Annotated in this window: 20 protein-coding genes; 12 read left to right on the top strand and 8 right to left on the bottom strand. The window is 61.5% G+C overall.

Annotated elements, in window-relative coordinates; all coding sequences use genetic code 11:
- Positions 1–3 precede the first annotated feature (3 nt).
- The 3 genes from folP to ACTPOI_RS25595 all read right to left on the bottom strand — a co-directional run bounded on the left by folP (position 4) and on the right by ACTPOI_RS25595 (position 3,736).
- On the bottom strand, positions 4–834 hold the full coding sequence (gene folP, locus ACTPOI_RS25605) for a dihydropteroate synthase (RefSeq protein ID WP_440114386.1): 831 nt from the start codon (positions 832–834) through the stop codon (positions 4–6).
- 146 nt (positions 835–980) lie between these two features.
- Positions 981–2,900 carry an ATP-dependent zinc metalloprotease FtsH gene (gene ftsH / locus ACTPOI_RS25600; RefSeq protein WP_094287872.1) on the bottom strand — a complete coding sequence of 640 codons (1,920 nt, stop codon included), beginning with the start codon at positions 2,898–2,900 and terminating at the stop codon, positions 981–983.
- 173 nt (positions 2,901–3,073) lie between these two features.
- Positions 3,074–3,736: an RlmE family RNA methyltransferase gene (locus tag ACTPOI_RS25595; protein ID WP_094287870.1), complete on the bottom strand. Its 663-nt coding sequence runs from the start codon at positions 3,734–3,736 to the stop codon at positions 3,074–3,076.
- A gap of 700 nt (positions 3,737–4,436) precedes the next feature.
- Between ACTPOI_RS25595 and ACTPOI_RS25590 the strand changes: the two genes are divergently transcribed.
- The 11 genes from ACTPOI_RS25590 (at position 4,437) to ACTPOI_RS25540 (ending at position 11,938) form a co-directional block, all read left to right on the top strand.
- Complete coding sequence (locus ACTPOI_RS25590; protein ID WP_440114382.1) at positions 4,437–4,766, top strand: hypothetical protein; 330 nt, start codon at positions 4,437–4,439, stop codon at positions 4,764–4,766.
- A complete protein-coding gene (locus ACTPOI_RS25585; RefSeq protein ID WP_440114379.1) occupies positions 4,766–4,954 on the top strand; it encodes a hypothetical protein in 189 nt (62 codons plus the stop codon). Before ACTPOI_RS25590 ends, ACTPOI_RS25585 begins: the two co-directional genes overlap by 1 nt.
- Positions 4,947–5,153, top strand: coding sequence for a hypothetical protein (locus ACTPOI_RS25580; protein WP_252659394.1), 207 nt, complete (start codon positions 4,947–4,949; stop codon positions 5,151–5,153). Before ACTPOI_RS25585 ends, ACTPOI_RS25580 begins: the two co-directional genes overlap by 8 nt.
- A 3-nt stretch (positions 5,154–5,156) precedes the next feature.
- Positions 5,157–5,411, top strand: coding sequence for a major capsid protein (locus tag ACTPOI_RS25575; RefSeq protein WP_440114376.1), 255 nt, complete (start codon positions 5,157–5,159; stop codon positions 5,409–5,411).
- A 535-nt stretch (positions 5,412–5,946) separates the two neighbouring features.
- Positions 5,947–6,933 carry a hypothetical protein gene (locus ACTPOI_RS25570; RefSeq protein WP_440114373.1) on the top strand — a complete coding sequence of 329 codons (987 nt, stop codon included), beginning with the start codon at positions 5,947–5,949 and terminating at the stop codon, positions 6,931–6,933.
- Between the two features lie 3 nt (positions 6,934–6,936).
- Positions 6,937–7,236: a DUF2523 domain-containing protein gene (locus ACTPOI_RS25565; RefSeq protein ID WP_440114370.1), complete on the top strand. Its 300-nt coding sequence runs from the start codon at positions 6,937–6,939 to the stop codon at positions 7,234–7,236.
- Positions 7,233–8,432: a zonular occludens toxin domain-containing protein gene (locus tag ACTPOI_RS25560; RefSeq protein WP_440114367.1), complete on the top strand. Its 1,200-nt coding sequence runs from the start codon at positions 7,233–7,235 to the stop codon at positions 8,430–8,432. The genes ACTPOI_RS25565 and ACTPOI_RS25560 overlap by 4 nt, the downstream gene beginning before the upstream one ends.
- A 369-nt stretch (positions 8,433–8,801) precedes the next feature.
- Positions 8,802–9,749: a rolling circle replication-associated protein gene (locus ACTPOI_RS25555; RefSeq protein WP_440114364.1), complete on the top strand. Its 948-nt coding sequence runs from the start codon at positions 8,802–8,804 to the stop codon at positions 9,747–9,749.
- 273 nt (positions 9,750–10,022) lie between these two features.
- Positions 10,023–10,619, top strand: a complete 597-nt coding sequence (locus ACTPOI_RS25550) for a recombinase family protein (protein ID WP_440114357.1) — start codon at positions 10,023–10,025, stop codon at positions 10,617–10,619.
- Positions 10,620–10,697: 78 nt separating this feature from the next.
- Positions 10,698–11,171 carry a YhbY family RNA-binding protein gene (locus tag ACTPOI_RS25545; RefSeq protein ID WP_094287868.1) on the top strand — a complete coding sequence of 158 codons (474 nt, stop codon included), beginning with the start codon at positions 10,698–10,700 and terminating at the stop codon, positions 11,169–11,171.
- Positions 11,171–11,938, top strand: coding sequence for a glycosyltransferase (locus ACTPOI_RS25540; protein ID WP_440114353.1), 768 nt, complete (start codon positions 11,171–11,173; stop codon positions 11,936–11,938). Before ACTPOI_RS25545 ends, ACTPOI_RS25540 begins: the two co-directional genes overlap by 1 nt.
- A gap of 119 nt (positions 11,939–12,057) precedes the next feature.
- Here the strand turns inward: ACTPOI_RS25540 and ACTPOI_RS25535 are convergent, their stop codons facing one another.
- The 4 genes from ACTPOI_RS25535 to carA form a co-directional block, all read right to left on the bottom strand.
- Complete coding sequence (locus ACTPOI_RS25535) at positions 12,058–12,507, bottom strand: DUF4149 domain-containing protein (RefSeq protein ID WP_440114350.1); 450 nt, start codon at positions 12,505–12,507, stop codon at positions 12,058–12,060.
- Between the two features lie 17 nt (positions 12,508–12,524).
- Positions 12,525–13,001 (bottom strand): transcription elongation factor GreA, encoded by a 477-nt coding sequence (gene greA / locus ACTPOI_RS25530; RefSeq protein WP_094287859.1) that lies wholly within the window; start codon positions 12,999–13,001, stop codon positions 12,525–12,527.
- Positions 13,002–13,202: 201 nt separating this feature from the next.
- Positions 13,203–16,448 carry a carbamoyl-phosphate synthase large subunit gene (gene carB / locus ACTPOI_RS25525; RefSeq protein ID WP_440114346.1) on the bottom strand — a complete coding sequence of 1,082 codons (3,246 nt, stop codon included), beginning with the start codon at positions 16,446–16,448 and terminating at the stop codon, positions 13,203–13,205.
- Positions 16,448–17,611 (bottom strand): glutamine-hydrolyzing carbamoyl-phosphate synthase small subunit, encoded by a 1,164-nt coding sequence (gene carA, locus ACTPOI_RS25520; protein ID WP_094287855.1) that lies wholly within the window; start codon positions 17,609–17,611, stop codon positions 16,448–16,450. Before carA ends, carB begins: the two co-directional genes overlap by 1 nt.
- A 281-nt stretch (positions 17,612–17,892) precedes the next feature.
- Between carA and ACTPOI_RS25515 the strand changes: the two genes are divergently transcribed.
- Entirely contained in the window at positions 17,893–18,711 is an 819-nt protein-coding gene (locus tag ACTPOI_RS25515) for a hypothetical protein (RefSeq protein WP_440114342.1), read from the top strand.
- A 105-nt stretch (positions 18,712–18,816) separates the two neighbouring features.
- On the opposite strand, the gene ACTPOI_RS25510 is transcribed toward ACTPOI_RS25515, so the two are convergent.
- On the bottom strand, positions 18,817–19,590 hold the full coding sequence (locus ACTPOI_RS25510; protein ID WP_440114339.1) for a TrmH family RNA methyltransferase: 774 nt from the start codon (positions 19,588–19,590) through the stop codon (positions 18,817–18,819).
- Between the last annotated feature and the right edge of the window lie 16 nt (positions 19,591–19,606).

Below are 19,606 nucleotides of genomic sequence, written 5' to 3'. Positions count from 1 at the left end.
CCTTCAGCCCGCTCGCTGCATGGCCGACCACACTGCCAGCGCAGCAACCGTCTCTCGCACATCGTGCACGCGCACCACCGAAGCTCCCCGCTCTACTGCGAGCACCGCAGCAGCCACACTGGGCACCATGCGCTGGTCTACATCCAGCCCCGCGACGGCACCCAACGACGACTTGCGCGACCAGCCCGCCAACAGCGGATAACCGGCCCCCAGCAGGTCATGCTGTCGAGCAAGCAAGGCGAAGTTCTGCTCCACCGTTTTGCCGAAGCCGATGCCCGGGTCCAGGAGAATTTGATCCTTTTTAACCCCCTGGGCCTGCAGATTATGCGCATGCAGCTCTAAAAATGATAGCACTTGCGGCACCACATCTCCCGTCATGGGAGTCGCTTGCATGGTCTGGGGGTCTCGGTGCATGTGCATCAGGCACACACCACATTGCGGGTGGGTAGCCACCACGGCCACCGCCCCCGGTTGCCGCAAGGCCCAGATGTCGTTGACGATATCGGCTCCCAGGTCCAGCACCGCCCGCATGACGGCAGGTTTGTACGTGTCCACCGAAATTGGAACGCCCAGCGCCACCGCCTCGCGCACCAGCGGCACCACACGGGCCAGCTCTTCGTCCAGAGGCACGGCCGGGCTGCCGGGGCGGGTGGACTCGCCCCCGATGTCCAGGATATCGGCTCCGTCCTTGAGCAATTGCTCGCAATGCCGCAACGCTGCGATGGTAGAGGCATGGCGCCCACCATCGGAGAAGGAGTCCGGGGTCACATTGACGATGCCCATGACCTTGGGCCGCTCCAGATCGATGGAAAAGCGGGATGTTTGCCAGATCATGAAATCACTACAAGAGAGCCTGTGGAGCCAGTGGATACGGCGCGTATGGACCGAACCTGAAAGCGCAGGAGAAGAAAGGCAACAGCCTCAAACACAACGAAAAACGGGGCACAAGGCCCCGTGGGAACGGCTGAACAGGCAAACCCTCAAGCCGCCGTGGGCGCGGTATCTGCCGCCACTGCAGGGGTGCCGCCGCTGGAGTTGTCACCACCCGAGGGCGGGGTGCGAGGCGTCCAGTCCTTAGGAGGACGGGGTTCCTTGCCCGCCATGATGTCGTCCAGTTGCTCGGCATCAATGGTTTCCCATTCGAGCAAGGCCTTGGCCATGGCGTGCATCTTGTCGCTGTTCTCCTCGATCAGGCGACGCGCCAGGTTGTACTGTTCGTCGATGATGCGACGCACTTCGCTATCGACCTTTTCCATGGTCTGCTCGCTCATGTTCGTCGTCTTGGTGACCGAACGGCCCAGAAAGACCTCACCCTCGTTTTCGGCATAGACCATTGGCCCCAGGGCCGCAGTCATGCCGTAACGGGTCACCATGTCGCGTGCGATGTGCGTGGCGCGCTCAAAGTCGTTGCTCGCACCGGTGGTCATCTGGTTCATGAACACTTCTTCGGCAATGCGGCCACCGAACAGCATGCTGATCTGGTTGAGCATGTATTCGCGGTCATAGCTGTAACGGTCCTGCTCGGGCAGGCTCATCGTCACGCCCAAGGCACGGCCGCGGGGGATGATCGTGACCTTGTGCACCGGATCACACTTGGGCAGCAGCTTGCCAATCAGGGCGTGGCCGGCCTCGTGGTAGGCCGTGTTGCGGCGCTCTTCCTCGGGCATGACCATGCTCTTGCGCTCGGGGCCCATGAGGATCTTGTCCTTGGCCTTCTCAAAGTCCTGCATCTCCACGGTGCGGGCGTTGCGGCGGGCCGCCATCAACGCAGCCTCGTTGCACAGGTTGGCCAGATCGGCGCCGCTCATGCCGGGCGTGCCACGGGCAATGATCGCAGGGGCTACGTCCTGACCGACCGGAATCTTGCGCATGTGCACGTTCAGGATCTGTTCGCGGCCACGGATGTCGGGCAGCGTCACATACACCTGGCGGTCAAAACGACCGGGGCGTAGAAGAGCCGCGTCCAGGATGTCAGGGCGGTTGGTGGCAGCCACGACGATCACACCCAAGTTGGTTTCGAAGCCGTCCATCTCAACCAGCATCTGGTTCAGCGTCTGCTCGCGCTCATCATTGCCACCACCCAGGCCGGCACCACGCTGGCGGCCCACAGCGTCGATTTCATCGATGAAAATGATGCAAGGGGCGTTCTTCTTGGCGTTGTCGAACATGTCGCGCACACGGGCGGCACCCACGCCAACGAACATTTCCACAAAGTCCGAACCCGAGATGCTGAAGAACGGCACCTTGGCTTCGCCTGCAATGGACTTGGCCAGCAGGGTCTTGCCGGTACCGGGAGGGCCCACCAGCAGCAGGCCACGCGGAATGCGGCCGCCGAGCTTCTGGAACTTCTGCGGGTCCTTCAGGAAGTCCACGACTTCCTTGACTTCTTCCTTGGCTTCGTCGCAACCTGCCACGTCCGCGAACGTGACCTGGTTGTTGTTCTCGTCGAGCATGCGCGCCTTGCTCTTGCCGAAGCTGAACGCCCCGCCCTTGCCGCCGCCCTGCATCTGGCGCATGAAGTACACCCACACGCCAATCAGCAGCAGCATCGGGCCCCAGCTGACCAACAGGGTCATGAGAAGCGAGCCTTCTTCGCGGGGCTTCACGTCGAATTTGACGTTGTGGTTGAGCAGGTCGCCCACCAGCCCCCGGTCCAGCACCGAGGCATTCGTGCGGATCTTGCGCTCATCGGTGGTGATCGCCACGATTTCACCGCCGCTCAACCCCTCGGGAATGGTCGCGCTCTTGATGCGGTTGTTCCGGACTTCGTCAAGAAATTCGGAATAGCCGATATGTCCGGCACTGGCGCCAGTGCGGGTGTCAAACTGTTTGAACACCGTGAACAGCACCATGGCGATGACCAGCCATACGGCAATTTTTGAAAACCACTGATTGTTCAAGCGGGGCTCCAGTTGCGGGGAACAGAAAACGGACACACTGCCGTCACGGCGTATGTGCGGTGCATTTTAGGTCTTTCAAGCCGCCGGGCCACCCATATTCCCACTGACGGCCATGGGATCAGCGCGGGCTTTGCTGCCAAATTTCACGAATTCTTGACCGGTGGCAAGCCAATTCAGGCCGCCTTCTTGAGCCCCATGCCCACGAGAAAGGTCTCTGACGATTTGTCGCGCGAGGCCTTGGGTTTGAGCGGTTTGACCACTTTGAAGGTGTGCTTGAACAAGGTCACCAGATCGTTGTATCCGCTTCCGTGGAAAAGCTTGACGACCAGCGCCCCGTCCGGTTTCAAATGGTTGCAAGCAAAATCCACCGCCAGCTCCACCAGGTGGGCAATACGGGCCGCATCGGCCGACCCGATGCCAGAAAGGTTGGGCGCCATGTCGGACACCACCACATCCACCACCCGGCCATCGAGCGCCTGCTCCAGGCGCTCCAGCACATCGGGCTCACGAAAATCGCCATTGAGGTACGTTACACCCTCGATCGGCTCCATGGGCAGAATGTCCAGCGCGATGATCGCGCCATTGAGCTGCCCCGCAGCCGCACCGGTGGGGGACAAGCGCCGACGCAGGTATTGGCTCCATGCACCCGGGGTAGAACCCAGATCCACCACGGTGTAACCCGGCTTGATGAGGCCCAACTGCTCGTCAATTTCCTTGAGCTTGTAGGCAGCGCGCGCGCGGTATCCCTCTTTCTGCGCCAATTTGACGTAGGTGTCGTTGACGTGGTCGTTCAGCCACGCCTTGTTGACCTTCTTGCTCTGGGTTTTGACTTTCATCTCTGCTTCTTCGGTTGGGGGGAACGCGTCCAGCATCGATTGGATCATCTTTGCTGCTCCCGCCTGGATTTCGTCTGTCGGGTCCAGTTGTGCGACCACAGCCTCTAGCGTTTCTCTGCTCTTGTTCTTAGGTTTACGCGTTTCATCGATTCGCGCAAGCCGCTCGATGGTGCTGGATGCTATTTCGTGGCTCATGGTGATTTGCCGAATCCTCTCACGCAGCACTGGGTTTGCGTTTCCCTCTAGGTCCATTTGACGCTCTAGCGCCTCGGCAAACCGTCGTTGTCGCAAGCCTTCTGCGTTTTCCATCATCGATAAGAGTGCTGTCGTGGGCACGCTTACGCCTCCTATCGCTGCCAGCTCGCATTGCGCTTCGAGGGATGGGGTCTTATGGCCCGTTCTCCAGTTGCTCAGAACTTTAGAGCCTATGCCCAGTTTGGCCGCCACCGTCGCGTCACTCCCTTCAGGGCAGTAGAGCCGGGCGCTGTCAATTAGCGAATTGATCCGTTTCAGGTCTTGCATGTGTAATCCAGTTCGGGTTACTATCGAAATACCCCAATTTGGTTTACTTGTACACCGGTTTGGGGTTCGCCACTTTACACCCAGCGGCCAGCGTGCAGTGATCAACAGCCCGGCCTACCGCCAGAAGCACCTGGGTCAATGTGGACCTTCATCAATACAGCCAATAGAGGCGCACACCATGGCATTCACCAGCACTATCCAAATCCTCAAGGTCTCCGAAGAACTCAGCAAAAAGCTGAACCCCGACACCGGCAAGCCCTACGTCTCCCACATTGCCCGAACGGCCCTGATCAACGATGACGGCGAGCTGGAAACGGTTGGCCGTCTCCGCGTTCCGCGTGAACTGGTGGACGTCGCAAAGGTCGGTGTCTTCCGCGCAGGCTTTGCCCTCCGCGTGCCTGACTACGGCGCGGATAAGGGCGATGTGGTGGCCGTTCTCACCAGCCTGACGCCCGTGCCCCCTGCTCGCACTGCGGCCCCTTCTCCTGTGGCTCCTAAGGCCGCGTAATGCCTCCGGAAATCGACTTGGTGCGCGTAGCCCAGCGGTTGGCCATCGTCGGCATCTGCAGCGGCTTCATAGGCGCGGCTTTGTGGCAACTGCTGGTTGGCTCCATGCACGTTCTGGCCCTCCGCCTGCACGCCCGCATGGCCCAGCGCCAGCGCATCGCAGCCGCCCGCAATCGCGCCCATGGCTGACCCTGTCGTTATCGAATGCGCCTCGGCCTGCACCGTAACGCTGCAGGTCGAATTAACAACGCCATTGCTCAATCTCACCGTTGAGCAGGGCGGCCAACTCGCGATTGCCGTCATCGCGGTGTGGTCCGTAGGGCTCCTGTTCCGGGAGCTTTATCGGGTCATCTTTTCTGACGGAACTTCAACCAAAGAAAGTGAGTAACCAATGAACCTGTTTCTCCGTGCAAAACAAGCCGGTGCCCGCTACGTCAAGAACGGCAAGCGCGTTGCCACCGGTGCCGCGGTGATGGCCTTGGCTTCTGCGCCGGCCTTCGCCGCTGCCCCTGCGCAGCCTGATGTCACCGATGTGGTCGCGTATATGACCGCTGCCATCGGAACGGTCGTGCTGCTGGGCAATGCCCGCCTGCTGATCGCTGTGGCCGTCAACGTGTTCCGCTGGGTGCGTGGCGCTATGCGCTGATCGCTGGGCCTAACCGCCTAGCGCCCCGGGGCTGCAGACCTGGGGGCCTTTGCCAATGCGCGCGCTGTGCGCTCATCGTCAAGGGAACTGTTATGGGCCTCATTGTCATGGTTGCGTTTCTGGGGGCTGCGTGGCTCATCTTCTCCGCCTGATCGTCGCCGCTTGTACGCTGCTCGCGTGCACCACCGTCTTTGCACTGATCCCTGCGGAGTCTGGTTGTCCTCCTCATCCGCAGCCCACTTACAACGCGCCCGGCTGCACTGCGGAAAACGTCTCTTGCGCTCCTGAGACTCGCCCGCCCGGCCATCCCGGCAACGGTAGTGGGATGTGCTTGTATGGCATCGCGCAGACTGGTTCCAACGTGTCTGGCGGCTACTATTTCTATGCTGTGCAAAGCCTTCCAGCCGGGTCCGTCTGCCCCGCAAACTCCAGCCCCGCAGGCGCTGGCACTTGCTCTTGCAATGCTGGCTACCGTGAAGCCAACGGCCAATGCACCACCTCGAACCAGGACAAAGACGCCTGCTGGAATCTTGCTGTGCAAGGCACGCTCCCGGGCGGTGTGTTGACCCAGAATTACCGTTTCCAAGGCAGCATCGCCCACGGGCAGCAGCTATGTCTAGAGAACCCTGGCGGCGGCATGTCCTCACCTTCAAAGGGCTGCAAGGTCACTTTTAGCCGCGACGCATATCTCGATTACGGCGGTGGCAATTCGATTTCTGAGGGCACTATCTCCATGGCCCCGGATTCCAACACGGTGGACCAGTCCTGCACCATCGGCCCGAACGAAAGTCCGAAGCCTGCGCCCAAGCCGGACAAGTGCCCTAACGGCTATACAGGCACCGTGAACGGCGTCGATGTCTGCATAAACAAAGTGCCCGATAGTGGCGCGGATGGCGGCTCCAGCGAGTCAGAGACCAATGATGGCACTGAGACCACCACTCGGCGCGTAGACCGCTCTACAAACTGCGTTGGCGACAAGTGCACCACCACCACTACAACGACTACGACGCGCAGGAATAACAGCACGGGCGCCACTTCCACCAGCACCACTACCGAGACTTCAACGTCTTCCAAGCCCGGTTTCTGCCAGGAGAACCCTAAATCAAAGCTCTGCAGTGACGGTGACGACAAAGGCTCTTCTTTCTCCGGTTCCTGCGGCGGCGGCTTCCAGTGTGAAGGAGATGCCATCCAGTGCGCGATGGCCCAAGAGCAACACCGCAGGGCCTGCAAGCTGTTCGACGACCAAACCCCAGAGTCGCGCCTCTACGACGCGGAAAAGGGAAAGACGGGCAAGCGCACTGACGACCTCCCGGGTAACGAAACCATCGCCTTTGGGCAAAGCATGTACAGCGACGCAAACATGCTGGGCGCCGGGTCATGCATTGGTGATGTGCAGGCCGATCTCATGGGGCAAAGCATCACGCTGCCGCTGAGCAACATCTGTCCAATGCTCGGCACGTTGAGGTTGGCACTTCTGGCCTTCGGCGCGCTGCTCTGGGTCATCATTGTTTTCAGGGGATAGGCCATGCCCGCATTTATCGCCGCGCTCATGGGCGCTTTGATCAACATCGCCGGAACGTTGGTGGGTCGCGTGCTCATATCGCTAGGCTTGAGCGTTGTCACCTTCACCGGCCTTTCCGCCACCCTCGATTGGGCGAAGAACAACGTTGTATCGTCGTTCTCGTCCCTGCCTCCTGAGGTCGTCGGCATGCTTTCCATGCTCGGCGTCGGTGAGTTCCTCTCCATCATCCTCAGCGCTGTGTCTGCGCGCATGGTCCTCCAAGGATTGACCGGCGGCGCCGTTAAAAAGTGGGTGCTGAAATGAGGCGCTCTCTTCGCTATCAGCTTGGCTATCTGTACCTGACAACAGGCGGCAACGGCGCAGGCAAAACGCTGTTTACGCTGCGGGATGTGCGTGACCTCCAAGAGCGCACCGGGCGCCCTGTGTTCTTCTGGGGTTTCGAGGCAAAGCAACCCCTGCTTGATTTCGGCTGGCAACCTTTCGAGCCATCCAACTGGGAAGAATTGCCGGATGGGTCGATCTGCATCGTTGACGAATGCCAGAAGGTCATGCCGACACGCGCAACGGGTCAGCCTCCCGCATGGATTGGCGCACTCGCCCAGGACAACCGCAAACGCGGGTTTGACTTCTTCTTCATTACGCAGCACCCTCTGAACATCGATAGCTTCGTGCGTCGTCTGATCGCCGCGCCCTCTTGGCATCGGCATTTCAAGGCGTCGTTGATGGGCGACGCCAGCAATGAATTGAAGTGGTCGGCGGTCAAGGATCAGCCGCAAAAGGATGGCTCAGGCAAGGATGGTGAGGTCACCAGCCGCAAGTGGCCTCGGGAGGTTTACGACTGGTACACATCCACCAGCATGGACACGCGCAAGAAGGGCATTCCCGCAAAGGTCTGGAAAGGTGTAGGCGCACTGCTGCTTGCTGTCGGCATGGCGGGCTACGTGGGCCACCAGTTCTTCTCTGCAGCGAAGCCCGCCACGGAGCAAACGGCGTCACCAGCGCTCGGTGCCCCTGCGATCGCAGCACCCGCGCCTGCGGCCGCAGCATCAAGGGGGCAGGCACCAATGACGGTCTCGGAGTATGTCGAGCATCGCAAACCCCGGCTGGCGGACTTTCCGCACACCGCACCTGCCTATGATCAGGTCACAGCGCCTACCGTAGCGCCATACCCTGCGGCGTGTGTCCAGATGGGGGCAAGGTGTGATTGCTACACACAGCAGGGCACTCTGCTCCGTGTCTCCGCTTCAACGTGCGGTCAGATCGTCCGCCATGGCTTCTTTGTTGATTGGAATCAGCAGGGGCAAGGGCACGGCGCAGCACGTCTACAGCAGGCCCAGCAGAGCCCACCAGCGGCCCAGCAAGCCGCCCAATCTGAGCCGCCGCGCACAGTGCCCGCGCCAATGCCAGCGGCACGCCCTGAGCCCGTCAAGCCGGTGTCCGAGTGGTCGCAGGGCCTTGCAGCGCGTAATGCCCAGGTGCGCTCCAGCCTGACCCAGTGAGGTGCCGCATGCGCTCTGTTTCTGAGAGACAAACCGGGGGCCCCGAAGTGACGATTAGTCACGCGCCGCAGGCTCGGGGGTTGGGGTATGGGGCGACAGGCCCCATGGTTAACCGTTGTGCGGCCCGTACCCGCGTTACTGCCCCTCTCCTGTTGATCCAAATGGATCTGTTTGATAACCCCGCGTGGCATGCCTGCGCACCGGTCCCGCTGACGCGAGCGAAGCGCGGCGGCGGGGCCGGGCGAAGCCCGGCCTAGATTTATCCCATAAACACTTTGGAACATCAGGCATAGACGCCTGAAAAAGGTGAACCCCGCAACAGCGCCAACTGTCCGGGGTTCGTGATGTCAACCACTACGACTGGTCAACATGATCCGCATTTTCGACGAAACCCGCCCTACTGCCAAATTCACGCCTGCTGAGCTGCTCGATATGCACCGCAGTGGCGTCCCCCTTGTTGCTTTTGAGGGCAAGATGGGCGATGGCATCAACGTCAAAGCCCATGATCTGGGCAACGGCCATATCGAGGTTACGGGGGTGGCCCCGACAAAGTGGGAAGAGCTTGATTGGTCCCCCATGGCGCTTGAGATGTACCTCGAAACGGTCATCAAGCATCGCGAAGACAACGCCGAAGAGCTGCGCGAGAAGTCCCTCACGATCGCGGCAAACCGGGCAAATGCAAAGGTCCGCAAGCTCTGCAAAGCCATGGGCGCCGATACCCTCCTAACGCTCACCTACCGGCAAAACGAACAGTGCGTAAAGCAGGCCAAAAAGGACCTCAAAGAGTTCGTGCGCCGCCTGCGCCGCGTCATGCCCGATTTCCGTGCGGTAGCCGTGTACGAAACCCAAAAGCGCGGGGCCATCCATTGGCACATCGCAACCGCCAATGTGCCCACCTTCTTCACCCAGTCCGGCCCCCACGGCCTGCCCTGTAAGGTCAAAAGCTTCAACGTCATCCGCTCAATCTGGCGCTCTGTGACGGGGGCACGTGAGGGCAATATCGACATAGCCCGGCGCAAGGCATCCAGCAGGCGCAGCCCGGCCCAAATCGCCTCCTACATCGCAAAGTACATCGTCAAGGCATTCCGTGACGGTGAGGCGTTCTCAAACCGCTATTCAGCCTTCGGCGCCCCTGAAGTCCCCAAGCCCGTCAACATGGGCCACTTCGCCACACCACTGGCCGCATGGGAAGCCGCCTACTCGTGTCTCCTGGACGTTCACGCCGTTGTGCTTGAACGCCTGTCGAAGTGGAAAGACTGGTTTGTTCTCTACGGTGAGTTGCCTTCAAAACGGGCCGTGGCCGCGTCGAGAGGGTGAGGGGTGGATATGGCTGCCGCCTCCACTGTTCAGCGTGTCGTTACCGGTAACGTCGGCCGCAGCCGAAAGCCTGCAAGTGATTCTCAGCGCGTGGCGAAATTTCGCTCAAAGCATGCGCGCCTTGATGTGCCTATTTCTTTACCGATTGGTAAAACTATCGAGGACCTAGCATCCCAATACGGCTGCAGCAAGGCGGTCGTCGTTCGGTCCCTGCTGAGGTTCGCGCTCACCAATAGGGACTGGAAAACGCAGGGTCTTCTATGGAGGGAGTGAATGGCTTTCATCGGTTACGCGCGCGTGTCTACAAAGGATCAGGAAACGCATTTGCAACTGGATGCACTGGCAAAGGCTGGCGTGTTGGAGGTGCGGCAAGAAAAGGGTAGCTCTGTCGGTCCTCGGCCTGAGCTTCAAAAGTTGCTAGGTCAACTGCGGCCCGGTGATGTGCTGGTGGTTTACAAGATGGATCGCATCGCTAGGTCACTCAAAGACCTGCTCTCGATTCTTGACAGGATTAAGGCTTCAGGGGCGGCGATTAAGTCACTGACAGAGCCGCTAGACACGTCCAGCCCGTTGGGTATCTTCATGATCCAGATACTGGGCGCCGTGGGGCAGCTTGAGCGGTCGATTACGCGGGAAAGAACCGTTGCCGGGCAAGTGGCGGCAATCAAGCGGGGGGTCACCTTCGGGCGCCCTAAGCTGCTGTCACCAGAGCAGGAATTGGCCGTTTTGGCCATGATTGACGGTGGCGCCACGCAGTCGGCAACGGCGCGTCATTTTGGGGTGTCCCTCATAGTGGTTCGCCGCTTGCGTGCAGAAAGAGCCGGGCGAAAAAATACCGGGCTGTACCCGGTATTGAAGGACTATCTGTGACATGCGTTGTCGGTGTCGTTGCCGTCTCCAAGTGTTGACTTTCATTACTTTTTTCTTTCAGCCTCGATAATACGGCCCATGCCCCAAATTCAACTGACTCCCGCCGAGCGCCGGGAACAACGCGCCAATGCCCACCACCTGGACCCCGTGGTCCTGATCGGCGGCGATGGCCTGACTCCCGCCGTCAAGAAAGAGGTGGATGCTGCCCTCAATGCCCATGGGCTCATCAAGGTCCGCGTCTTCGGCGACGACCGCGCAGCGCGCGAACTGATGTACCAGGAGCTTGCCGCAGAACTCAACGCCGCCCCGGTGCAGCACATTGGCAAGCTGCTGGTACTCTGGCGCCCCATCCCCGCCAAGGCCAAGGCGGTAGACGAAGACCGTATGCCCGGGCCGCGCGACGTCAAGGTGCTCAAGTTCAGCAAACGGGGCGGCCAACGCCCTGAAATCAAGCAATTGCGTGTGCTGGGCAACCAGCGCCTGACCTCGGGTGGTCAGATCAAGCGCGCCAAGCCCAAGCAAAAATCCATCAAAAAGCGCCAGGCAGACTGATGAACCGCGCGGTAGCACCTGCAGCCCCGGTCGGCGCAGCGCCTGTCCGCCACATCCTCTGCATGAAATGGGGCACGAAATACGGCCCCGAGTATGTCAACCGGCTTTACGCCATGGTCCGTCGGCACCTGAGCGGCGACTTCCGCTTTGTCTGCCTGACGGATGACAACACCGGCATACGCAGCGAGGTGCAATGCCTGCCCATACCTCCACTTGATCTGCCGCCCGGCATTCCCGAGAGGGGGTGGACCAAGCTGGCCACTTTCAGCCAGGACTTGCATGGCCTCAAAGGCACGGCCCTATTCCTCGATGTGGACGTGGTGATCACCGGATCGCTGGACGACTTCTTCACCCAGCCCGGCGAATTCCTGATCATCCACGATTACAAGCGCCCCTGGCGCATCACCGGCAATTCGTCCGTGTACCGCTTTGAGCTGGGCGCGCACCCCGATGTGCTGGAGCACTTTCGGGGGCATTTTGCAGAGATTCGTGCGCAGTTCCGTAACGAACAGGCCTACTTGTCGGACTTCCTACACCGCCAGGGCAAGCTCGCCTACTGGCCTGCGGAGTGGTGCCCGAGCTTCAAGTATCACGGCATCCCGGCCTGGCCCACCAATTACTGGAGGGCGCCCTTTGTGCCCCCCGGGGCTCGGATCGTGATTTTTCACGGTGAATGCAACCCGCCCGATGCGTTGGCCGGTCGGCGCAACCGGCGCTTTCGCTACATCCGGCCCGCCACCTGGGTTGCGGAGCACTGGTACGAGTAGGCCCACCGAAAGCTGCTATTGCGGCCTTGTCAGTAGCAGCTCGGCCACTCCCGAGTTAGCAGCACTACGGCGCACCGGCGATCTTGGACCGCTATCCTGACCCGCTCCAGCCAGCCCACTCAGACTTTGTCTGGATTCACCACAGGCTGGATCAAAACCGCGTCCTGGCGCAGGGTGTGCCAAAACACCGCCAGCGCACAGCCCCACTGCAGCATGTACATCACCGTCCCCACGCTGTGCCACAGACGCAGGTCTTGCCGGGCCACGATGCGAGGAGCCACGCCGTACTGATTGACCAATGCCAGCAGCAGGCCACCCAGTACAAAAAGCATAGCACCCTGCGCCCACGGGTATTGCGCTACAGCGTTCCTGGGCCGGGAAATCAACAGCAGCACCAGGCAACATGACACGGCCACCCAGGTCTGCGCAGCAAACAGCCGGGCCGCCATGTTGCCAGCGATGCTGGGGGACGGCAGGTATGCAAACAACAGAGGCACTACCAGAAAGCCGATGGTGGTCAAACTGCCCCACCAGAGGGCAGCCACCAGGGCTGGAAGACGTTGGCGCATGCGCTGCACGGCGGCGTTCACAGGTAGCTCACGGCCACCACTTCGTAGCGGCGGATGCCGCCGGGCGCCTGCACTTCGGCGGTGTCGCCCTCTTCCTTGCCGATCAGCGCCCGCGCGATGGGGCTGGAGATATTGATCAGGCCCTGCTTCAGATCGGCCTCATCCTCACCCACGATCTGGTACTTCACGGTATCGCCAGAGTCCTCATCCTCCAGCTCGACCGTAGCGCCAAAAACCACCTTGCCGCCGCCATCCACACCGCTGGGGTCGATGACTTGCGCCACGGAGAGCTTGCCCTCGATCTCCTGAATGCGGCCTTCGATAAAGCCCTGGCGATCCTTGGCCGCGTCGTAGTCGGCGTTTTCACTCAGATCGCCTTGCGCACGCGCTTCAGCGATGGCCGTGATCACGGCGGGCCGCTCCACGGTCTTGAGACGGTGCAGCTCTTCCTTGAGCTTTTCAGCGCCGCGTTTGGTAATCGGAATAGTGGCCATTTTGTTGAGACTCCACAAATCAAAACGGTGAAAGCGCAATGCACTTCCACCGGTCAGCCGCCATGTCACACCCCGGACGGGCCGGGCTGTGTGAAACGGCAATCTACAAAAGGAAACCGCCGCACGTTGCCGCGCGGCGGTGTCTGGTCAGGGGCAGATTATGCCGCTTTTACCGGGCAGCAAGCCACCCCCAGGCCACGATCAAGCAGCCAACTGGGCGTGCAGTTCCTGCACCGAGTACACGTCGAGCTTGTCGAGGTACTTCATGCCCTCCACAGCCGCCTCAGCACCAAAGATGGTCGTGAAAGTCGTCACACGGGCGAGCAAGGACGAGGTGCGGATCGCCCGCGAATCGGCAATCGCATTGCGACGCTCTTCCACGGTGTTGATCACCATCACGATCTCGTTGTTCTTGATCATGTCCACGATGTGCGGGCGGCCTTCGGTGACCTTGTTGACCACCACCACCGGAACACCCGCCTCGGCAATCGCTGCAGCAGTGCCCTTGGTCGCCACCAGGTCGAAGCCCAACGCCACCAGCTGACGCGCGATGTCTACTGCGCGGGGCTTGTCGTTGTTCTTGACGGTCAGGAACACCTTGCCCGACGTTGGCAGCTTGGTGCCCGCGCCCAGCTGGCTCTTCACAAAGGCTTCGCCAAAGGTCTTGCCCACGCCCATCACTTCACCGGTGGACTTCATCTCTGGGCCGAGGATGGTGTCCACACCAGGGAACTTGACGAAGGGGAACACAGCTTCCTTCACGCTGAAGTAAGGCGGCGTCACTTCCTTGGTGATGCCCTGCGAAGCCAGCGACTGGCCCGCCATGCAGCGCGCAGCCACCTTGGCCAGCTGGATGCCGGTGGCCTTGGAGACAAACGGCACCGTGCGCGACGCGCGGGGGTTCACTTCCAGCACGTAGATCACGTCCTTGCCGTCCACTTCCTGAATGGCAAACTGCACGTTCATCAGGCCCACCACGTTCAGGCCTTCGGCCATGGCAGCCGACTGGCGCTTGAGCTCGTCGACCGTGGCTTGCTTGAGATAGTACGGCGGCAGCGAACAGGCCGAGTCGCCCGAATGCACACCGGCTTGCTCAATGTGCTCCATCACACCGCCGATGAAGGTCTTGCCTTCGGGGTCGCGCAGGCAATCCACATCGCACTCAATGGCGTCGTTCAGGAAGCGGTCCAGCAGCACGGGCGAGTCATTGCTCACCTTCACGGCCTCGCGCATGTAGCGCTCCAGGTCGCGCTGCTCGTGCACGATTTCCATCGCACGGCCACCCAGCACGTAGCTGGGACGCACCACAAGGGGGTAACCCAGCGTGGCTGCCTTTTCCAGGGCTTCCGCTTCGGTACGCGCCGTAGCATTGGGCGGCTGGCGCAGGCCCAGGTCGCCCAGCAGCTTCTGGAAGCGCTCGCGGTCTTCGGCCGCGTCGATCATGTCGGGGCTGGTGCCGATAATCGGCACGCCTTCTGCTTCGAGGCCCAGCGCAAGCTTGAGCGGCGTCTGGCCGCCGTACTGCACGATCACGCCGTGTGGCTTTTCCTTGTCCACGATTTCGAGCACGTCTTCCAGCGTCAGCGGCTCGAAGTACAGGCGGTCAGAGGTGTCGTAGTCCGTCGAAACCGTTTCAGGGTTGCAGTTGACCATGATGGTTTCGTAGCCATCCTCGCGCATGGCGAGTGCAGCATGCACGCAGCAGTAGTCGAACTCGATGCCCTGGCCAATGCGGTTGGGGCCACCGCCCAGCACCATGATCTTCTTCTTGTCGGTGGGCTCTGCCTCGCACTCTTCCTCGTAGGTCGAGTACATGTAGGCGGTGTTGGTCGCAAACTCGGCGGCGCAGGTGTCCACGCGCTTGTAAACGGGGCGCACCTTCAGGGCACGGCGTGCTTCGCGCACCGACTTCTCGGTGGTCTTGAGCAGCTTGGCCAGGCGGCGGTCGGAGAAGCCCTTCTTCTTGAGCGTGCGCAGCGTGTCCGCATCCAGGGCGGCCAATGCGCCTTCACCCTTGTCGGCGGCCAGTTGGTCGAGTTCGAGTTCGATCTTCACGATCTCCTCGATCTGCACCAGGAACCACTTGTCGATCTTGGTGAGGTCGTACACCTCGTCCACCGACAGGCCCATGGCAAACGCGTCGCCCACATACCAGATGCGCTCGGGGCCGGGCTCGCCCAGTTCCTTTTCGAGCACTTCGCGGTCCTGGGTCTTCTCGTTCATGCCGTCCACGCCCACTTCCAGGCCACGCAGGGCTTTCTGGAAGGATTCCTGGAAAGTGCGGCCCATGGCCATCACCTCGCCCACCGACTTCATCTGTGTGGTCAGGCGGCTGTCGGCCGTGGGGAACTTCTCGAACGCGAAACGCGGGATCTTGGTGACCACGTAGTCGATCGAAGGCTCGAACGACGCGGGCGTGGCGCCACCCGTGATTTCGTTGCGCAGCTCATCCAGCGTGTAACCCACGGCCAGTTTGGCGGCCACCTTGGCAATCGGGAAGCCCGTGGCCTTGGACGCGAGCGCAGACGAACGCGACACGCGCGGGTTCATCTCGATGACGATCATGCGGCCGTCCTTCGGGTTCACCGAGAACTGCACGTTGGAGCCGCCCGTGTCCACGCCGATCTCGCGCAGCACCGCGAGCGAGGCGTTGCGCATGATCTGGTACTCCTTGTCGGTCAAGGTCTGCGCAGGGGCCACGGTGATGGAGTCACCGGTGTGCACGCCCATCGGGTCCAGATTCTCGATGGAGCAGATGATGATGCAGTTGTCCGCCTTGTCGCGGACCACTTCCATCTCGTATTCCTTCCAGCCGAGCAGCGATTCTTCGATCAGCAGCTCGTTGGTTGGCGAGGCTTCCAGGCCGCGCTTGCAGATGGTCTCGAACTCTTCGGGGTTGTAGGCAATGCCACCGCCCGTGCCACCCAGCGTGAAGCTGGGGCGGATCACCGTGGGGAAACCCACGTTCTTCTGCACTGCCCAGGCCTCGTCCATGCTGTGGGCAATGCCCGAGCGCGCGGAACCCAGACCGATCTTGGTCATGGCATCCTTGAACTTGAGGCGGTCTTCGGCCTTGTCGATGGCTTCGGGCGTGGCGCCGATCAGCTCGACCTTGTACTTGTCGAGCACGCCATTGCGCCACAGGTCCAGCGCGCAGTTCAGCGCGGTCTGGCCGCCCATGGTGGGCAGGATGGCATCAGGGCGCTCCTTGGCGATGATCTTCTCGACCGTCTGCCAGGTGATGGGCTCGATGTAGGTGACGTCGGCCGTGGCCGGGTCGGTCATGATCGTCGCAGGGTTGCTGTTGATCAGGATGACCTTGTAGCCTTCTTCGCGCAGGGCCTTGCAGGCCTGTACGCCGGAGTAGTCGAACTCGCAGGCCTGGCCGATGATGATCGGGCCGGCGCCGATGATGAGGATCGATTTGAGGTCTGTGCGCTTTGGCATTATTTCTTCTCCATCAGCGCGGTGAAGCGGTCAAACAGGTAGGCGATGTCGTGCGGGCCGGGCGATGCTTCGGGGTGGCCCTGGAAACAGAACGCAGGCTTGTCGGTGCGGGCCAGGCCTTGCAGCGTGCCGTCGAACAGGCTGATGTGCGTGGCGCGCAGCGTGGCAGGCAGCGAGGCCATATCCACCGCAAAGCCGTGGTTCTGGCTGGTGATGCTCACGCGGCCGTTGTCCAGATCCTTCACGGGGTGGTTGGCGCCATGGTGGCTGTTGTCCATCTTGAACGTGGTGGCGCCGCTGGCCAGGGCCATGATCTGGTGGCCCAGGCAGATGCCGAAAGTGGGCACGCCCGCGTCGATGATCTGGCGCGTGGCTTCGATGGCGTAGTCGCAGGGCGCAGGATCGCCAGGTCCGTTGGACAGGAAGACCCCGTCAGGATTCATGGCCAGCACGTCGGCGGCAGGCGTTTGTGCGGGCACCACGGTGACCTTGCAGCCACGTTCGGCCAGCATGCGCAGGATGTTCTTCTTCACACCGAAGTCGTATGCCACCACATGGAAGCGGGGCTGCGCGAGAACGCCGTAGCCGGAACCCAGTTGCCACTCGGTCTGCGTCCACTCGTAACGCGATGCCGTGGTCACCACCTTGGCCAGATCCAGCCCGGCCATGTTGGGGGCGGCCTTGGCTTTGGCAATGGCTTCATCGATGAGTCCCTGCGTCACCACCTGCCCTGCGGCCAGGCCCACGATGGCGCCATTCTGGGCACCCTGGGTGCGCAGCAGGCGGGTCAGCTTGCGGGTGTCGATGTTGGCAATGGCCACCGTCTTTTCGCGCACGAGGTACTGCGAAAGCGTTTCCGTGGATCGGAAGTTGCTGGCCAGAAGGGGCAGGTCTTTGATGATCAGGCCTGCGGCATGGACCTTGTCGGCTTCGATGTCTTCCGCATTGACGCCGTAGTTGCCGATGTGCGGATACGTGAGCGTCACGATCTGCTGGCAGTAGCTGGGGTCGGTGAGGATTTCCTGGTAGCCGGTGATGGCGGTGTTGAACACCACTTCGCCGACCGTGGTGCCGGTGGCACCAATCGAGTTGCCGATAAAGACCGTGCCGTCTGCGAGCGCCAGGATGGCGGGCGGGAAACTTCCCTGTAGAGACAAAAGCACTGGGTTCTCCGGATGGTTACGGTCGCCCGGCGCCTGCAGGCCACCCGCACACACAAGGTGCGATAGTGCCAGTGGCTGCTCTCAGATGGGTTGTTGCTTTGGGTGCGGTCGGGCGACGCTGTTGCGAGAAAAGCTCCCGATTATACCCTTGCCCCGGCACTTCACATCAAATGCACGTCTTGCATAACCTTGTTACGTAAGCAAACGCTTCCGGTGTTACGGGCCACGCTGCCCCACCTAGACTGCGCCGCTGATCTGCAACCACCCAAGGATATGTCCCCATGCACCCCCTCCTCCCCCGCTCTCTGACATTGGCCTTTGTCGGCAGCCTTGCCGCCATGGCATCCCACGCCATCGAACTGGCCAAATATCCCCAGGTGTTTGTGGCCCCGCAGGGGGTGGAAGTGGTGCTGGCACCCACCGCCGACGGCAAGCAGGCGCTCGTGCGCGTGAGTGGCATCAATGACCCCATCGACCAGGTGGTGTTCCTGAGCAATCGAGAACCCCAGGGCTCCGCACGCGAGGTCTACACCACCCGCATCGATGGCCGCAGCTACGGCTTGCTGCACAAACAAAGCCACACCTACCGTGGCGGAGACCACTATGTGGTGTACCTGCCGGGCAAACGGGATGGCGTCGCCCTGGCCTTCAGCGACGACAAGAGCAAGGCGTTCAAGCTGGCCGACCTGCAAGCCAGCTACGAGCGCCAACTCAAACAGGGCACACAGGAGAAACTGGCCCGCTTCGACCGCAACAAGCGGCTGGCAGGCGCCCAGGCAGAACTCGCCAAGATGGACCTGGACGCCAGCGCATCTTGTGGCACTCCCGTAAAGACCACGGTGGACTGGGCCAGCATCGATGACGAAAAGCTGCAGAGCCTCAGCATCCCCAGTTTTTGCGGTGTGGTGGCCTCGGAGATCGACAGCCTATGCCGCAACACCCCACAGTTCAAACCAACGGCAGCAGGCCTGGGCCAGGTGCAGTGCCACTTCGGCCCCCGGCTCAAGATCCGGGTGGAAAACCAGCAGGTGGTGTTCAGCACCGAGAAGGACGCCCCCAACCAGGAGGAATTTGTCCGCCAGTTTATGCGCAACCAATAAGCCGCACGCACGAGGGACTCACGGGGGCCTGTGCCAGAGGCCCGCCCCGCCCATGGGATTGGCACATGCGCGCTGAATTGGGGCGGTGCCTGCGCTTGCCGGAGTTCAGCGGCCCGCGCCGCTGGCGTGCAGGCAGATGGCTGCGGCGGCGGCCACATTCAGCGATTCCTCGCCCCCGGGCTGGGCAATGCGGATGCGCAAGGCGGCCCGCTCCTCCAGAGCGGCAGAAACACCCTGGCCCTCATGCCCCATGACCCAAGCGCAGGGCCAGGGCAAGGCAGCGCGGTGCAGATAGTCGCCCGCGTGCGAACTGGTCACCACCAAGGGCACCTGGAGCGCCTGGACATCCTCCAGCCCCACCCCTTCGATCAGGTCCAGCGCAAAATGCGCGCCCATCCCGGCACGCAAGACCTTGGGCGACCACAGCGCAGCACTGCCCTTGAAGGCTACTACCTGCCGAAACCCGAACGCCGAGGCACTGCGCAGGATGGAGCCCACGTTGCCCGCATCCTGCACCCGGTCCAGCACCACGGTCGCAGCATCGGCTCGCAGGGCAGCTGGGGCCGGCAGGTCCAGGATGAACCCCATGCGCGCCGGAGATTCCAGCCCGCTGATATCGGCAAACAGCGCATCGGCCAACACTATTGTTTTGATAGCACCTTGGGCATACTCAACGCGCGCAGAAGGCCAAAAAGACTCAGAAAAGACCGCGACCGACGCGCGCAGTCCGCGTGCCAGCGCCGCTCGGCAGAGATGGTCCCCCTCCAGCCACACGCGGCCTTGCTTGCGGTAGGCCGTGGTGTCCTGGGCCAGGCGGCGCAGGTCCTTGACGAAGGCGTTGTCGCGGGAGTGGATGGCAATCACAGACGAAGAGGTCATCGGTAGTCTCGTGCAG

The sequence above is a fragment of the Acidovorax sp. BL-A-41-H1 genome (assembly GCF_051942715.1).
The sequence above is the reverse complement of the archived record's forward strand: the minus strand, read 5'-3'. Positions and strand labels throughout refer to the sequence as shown.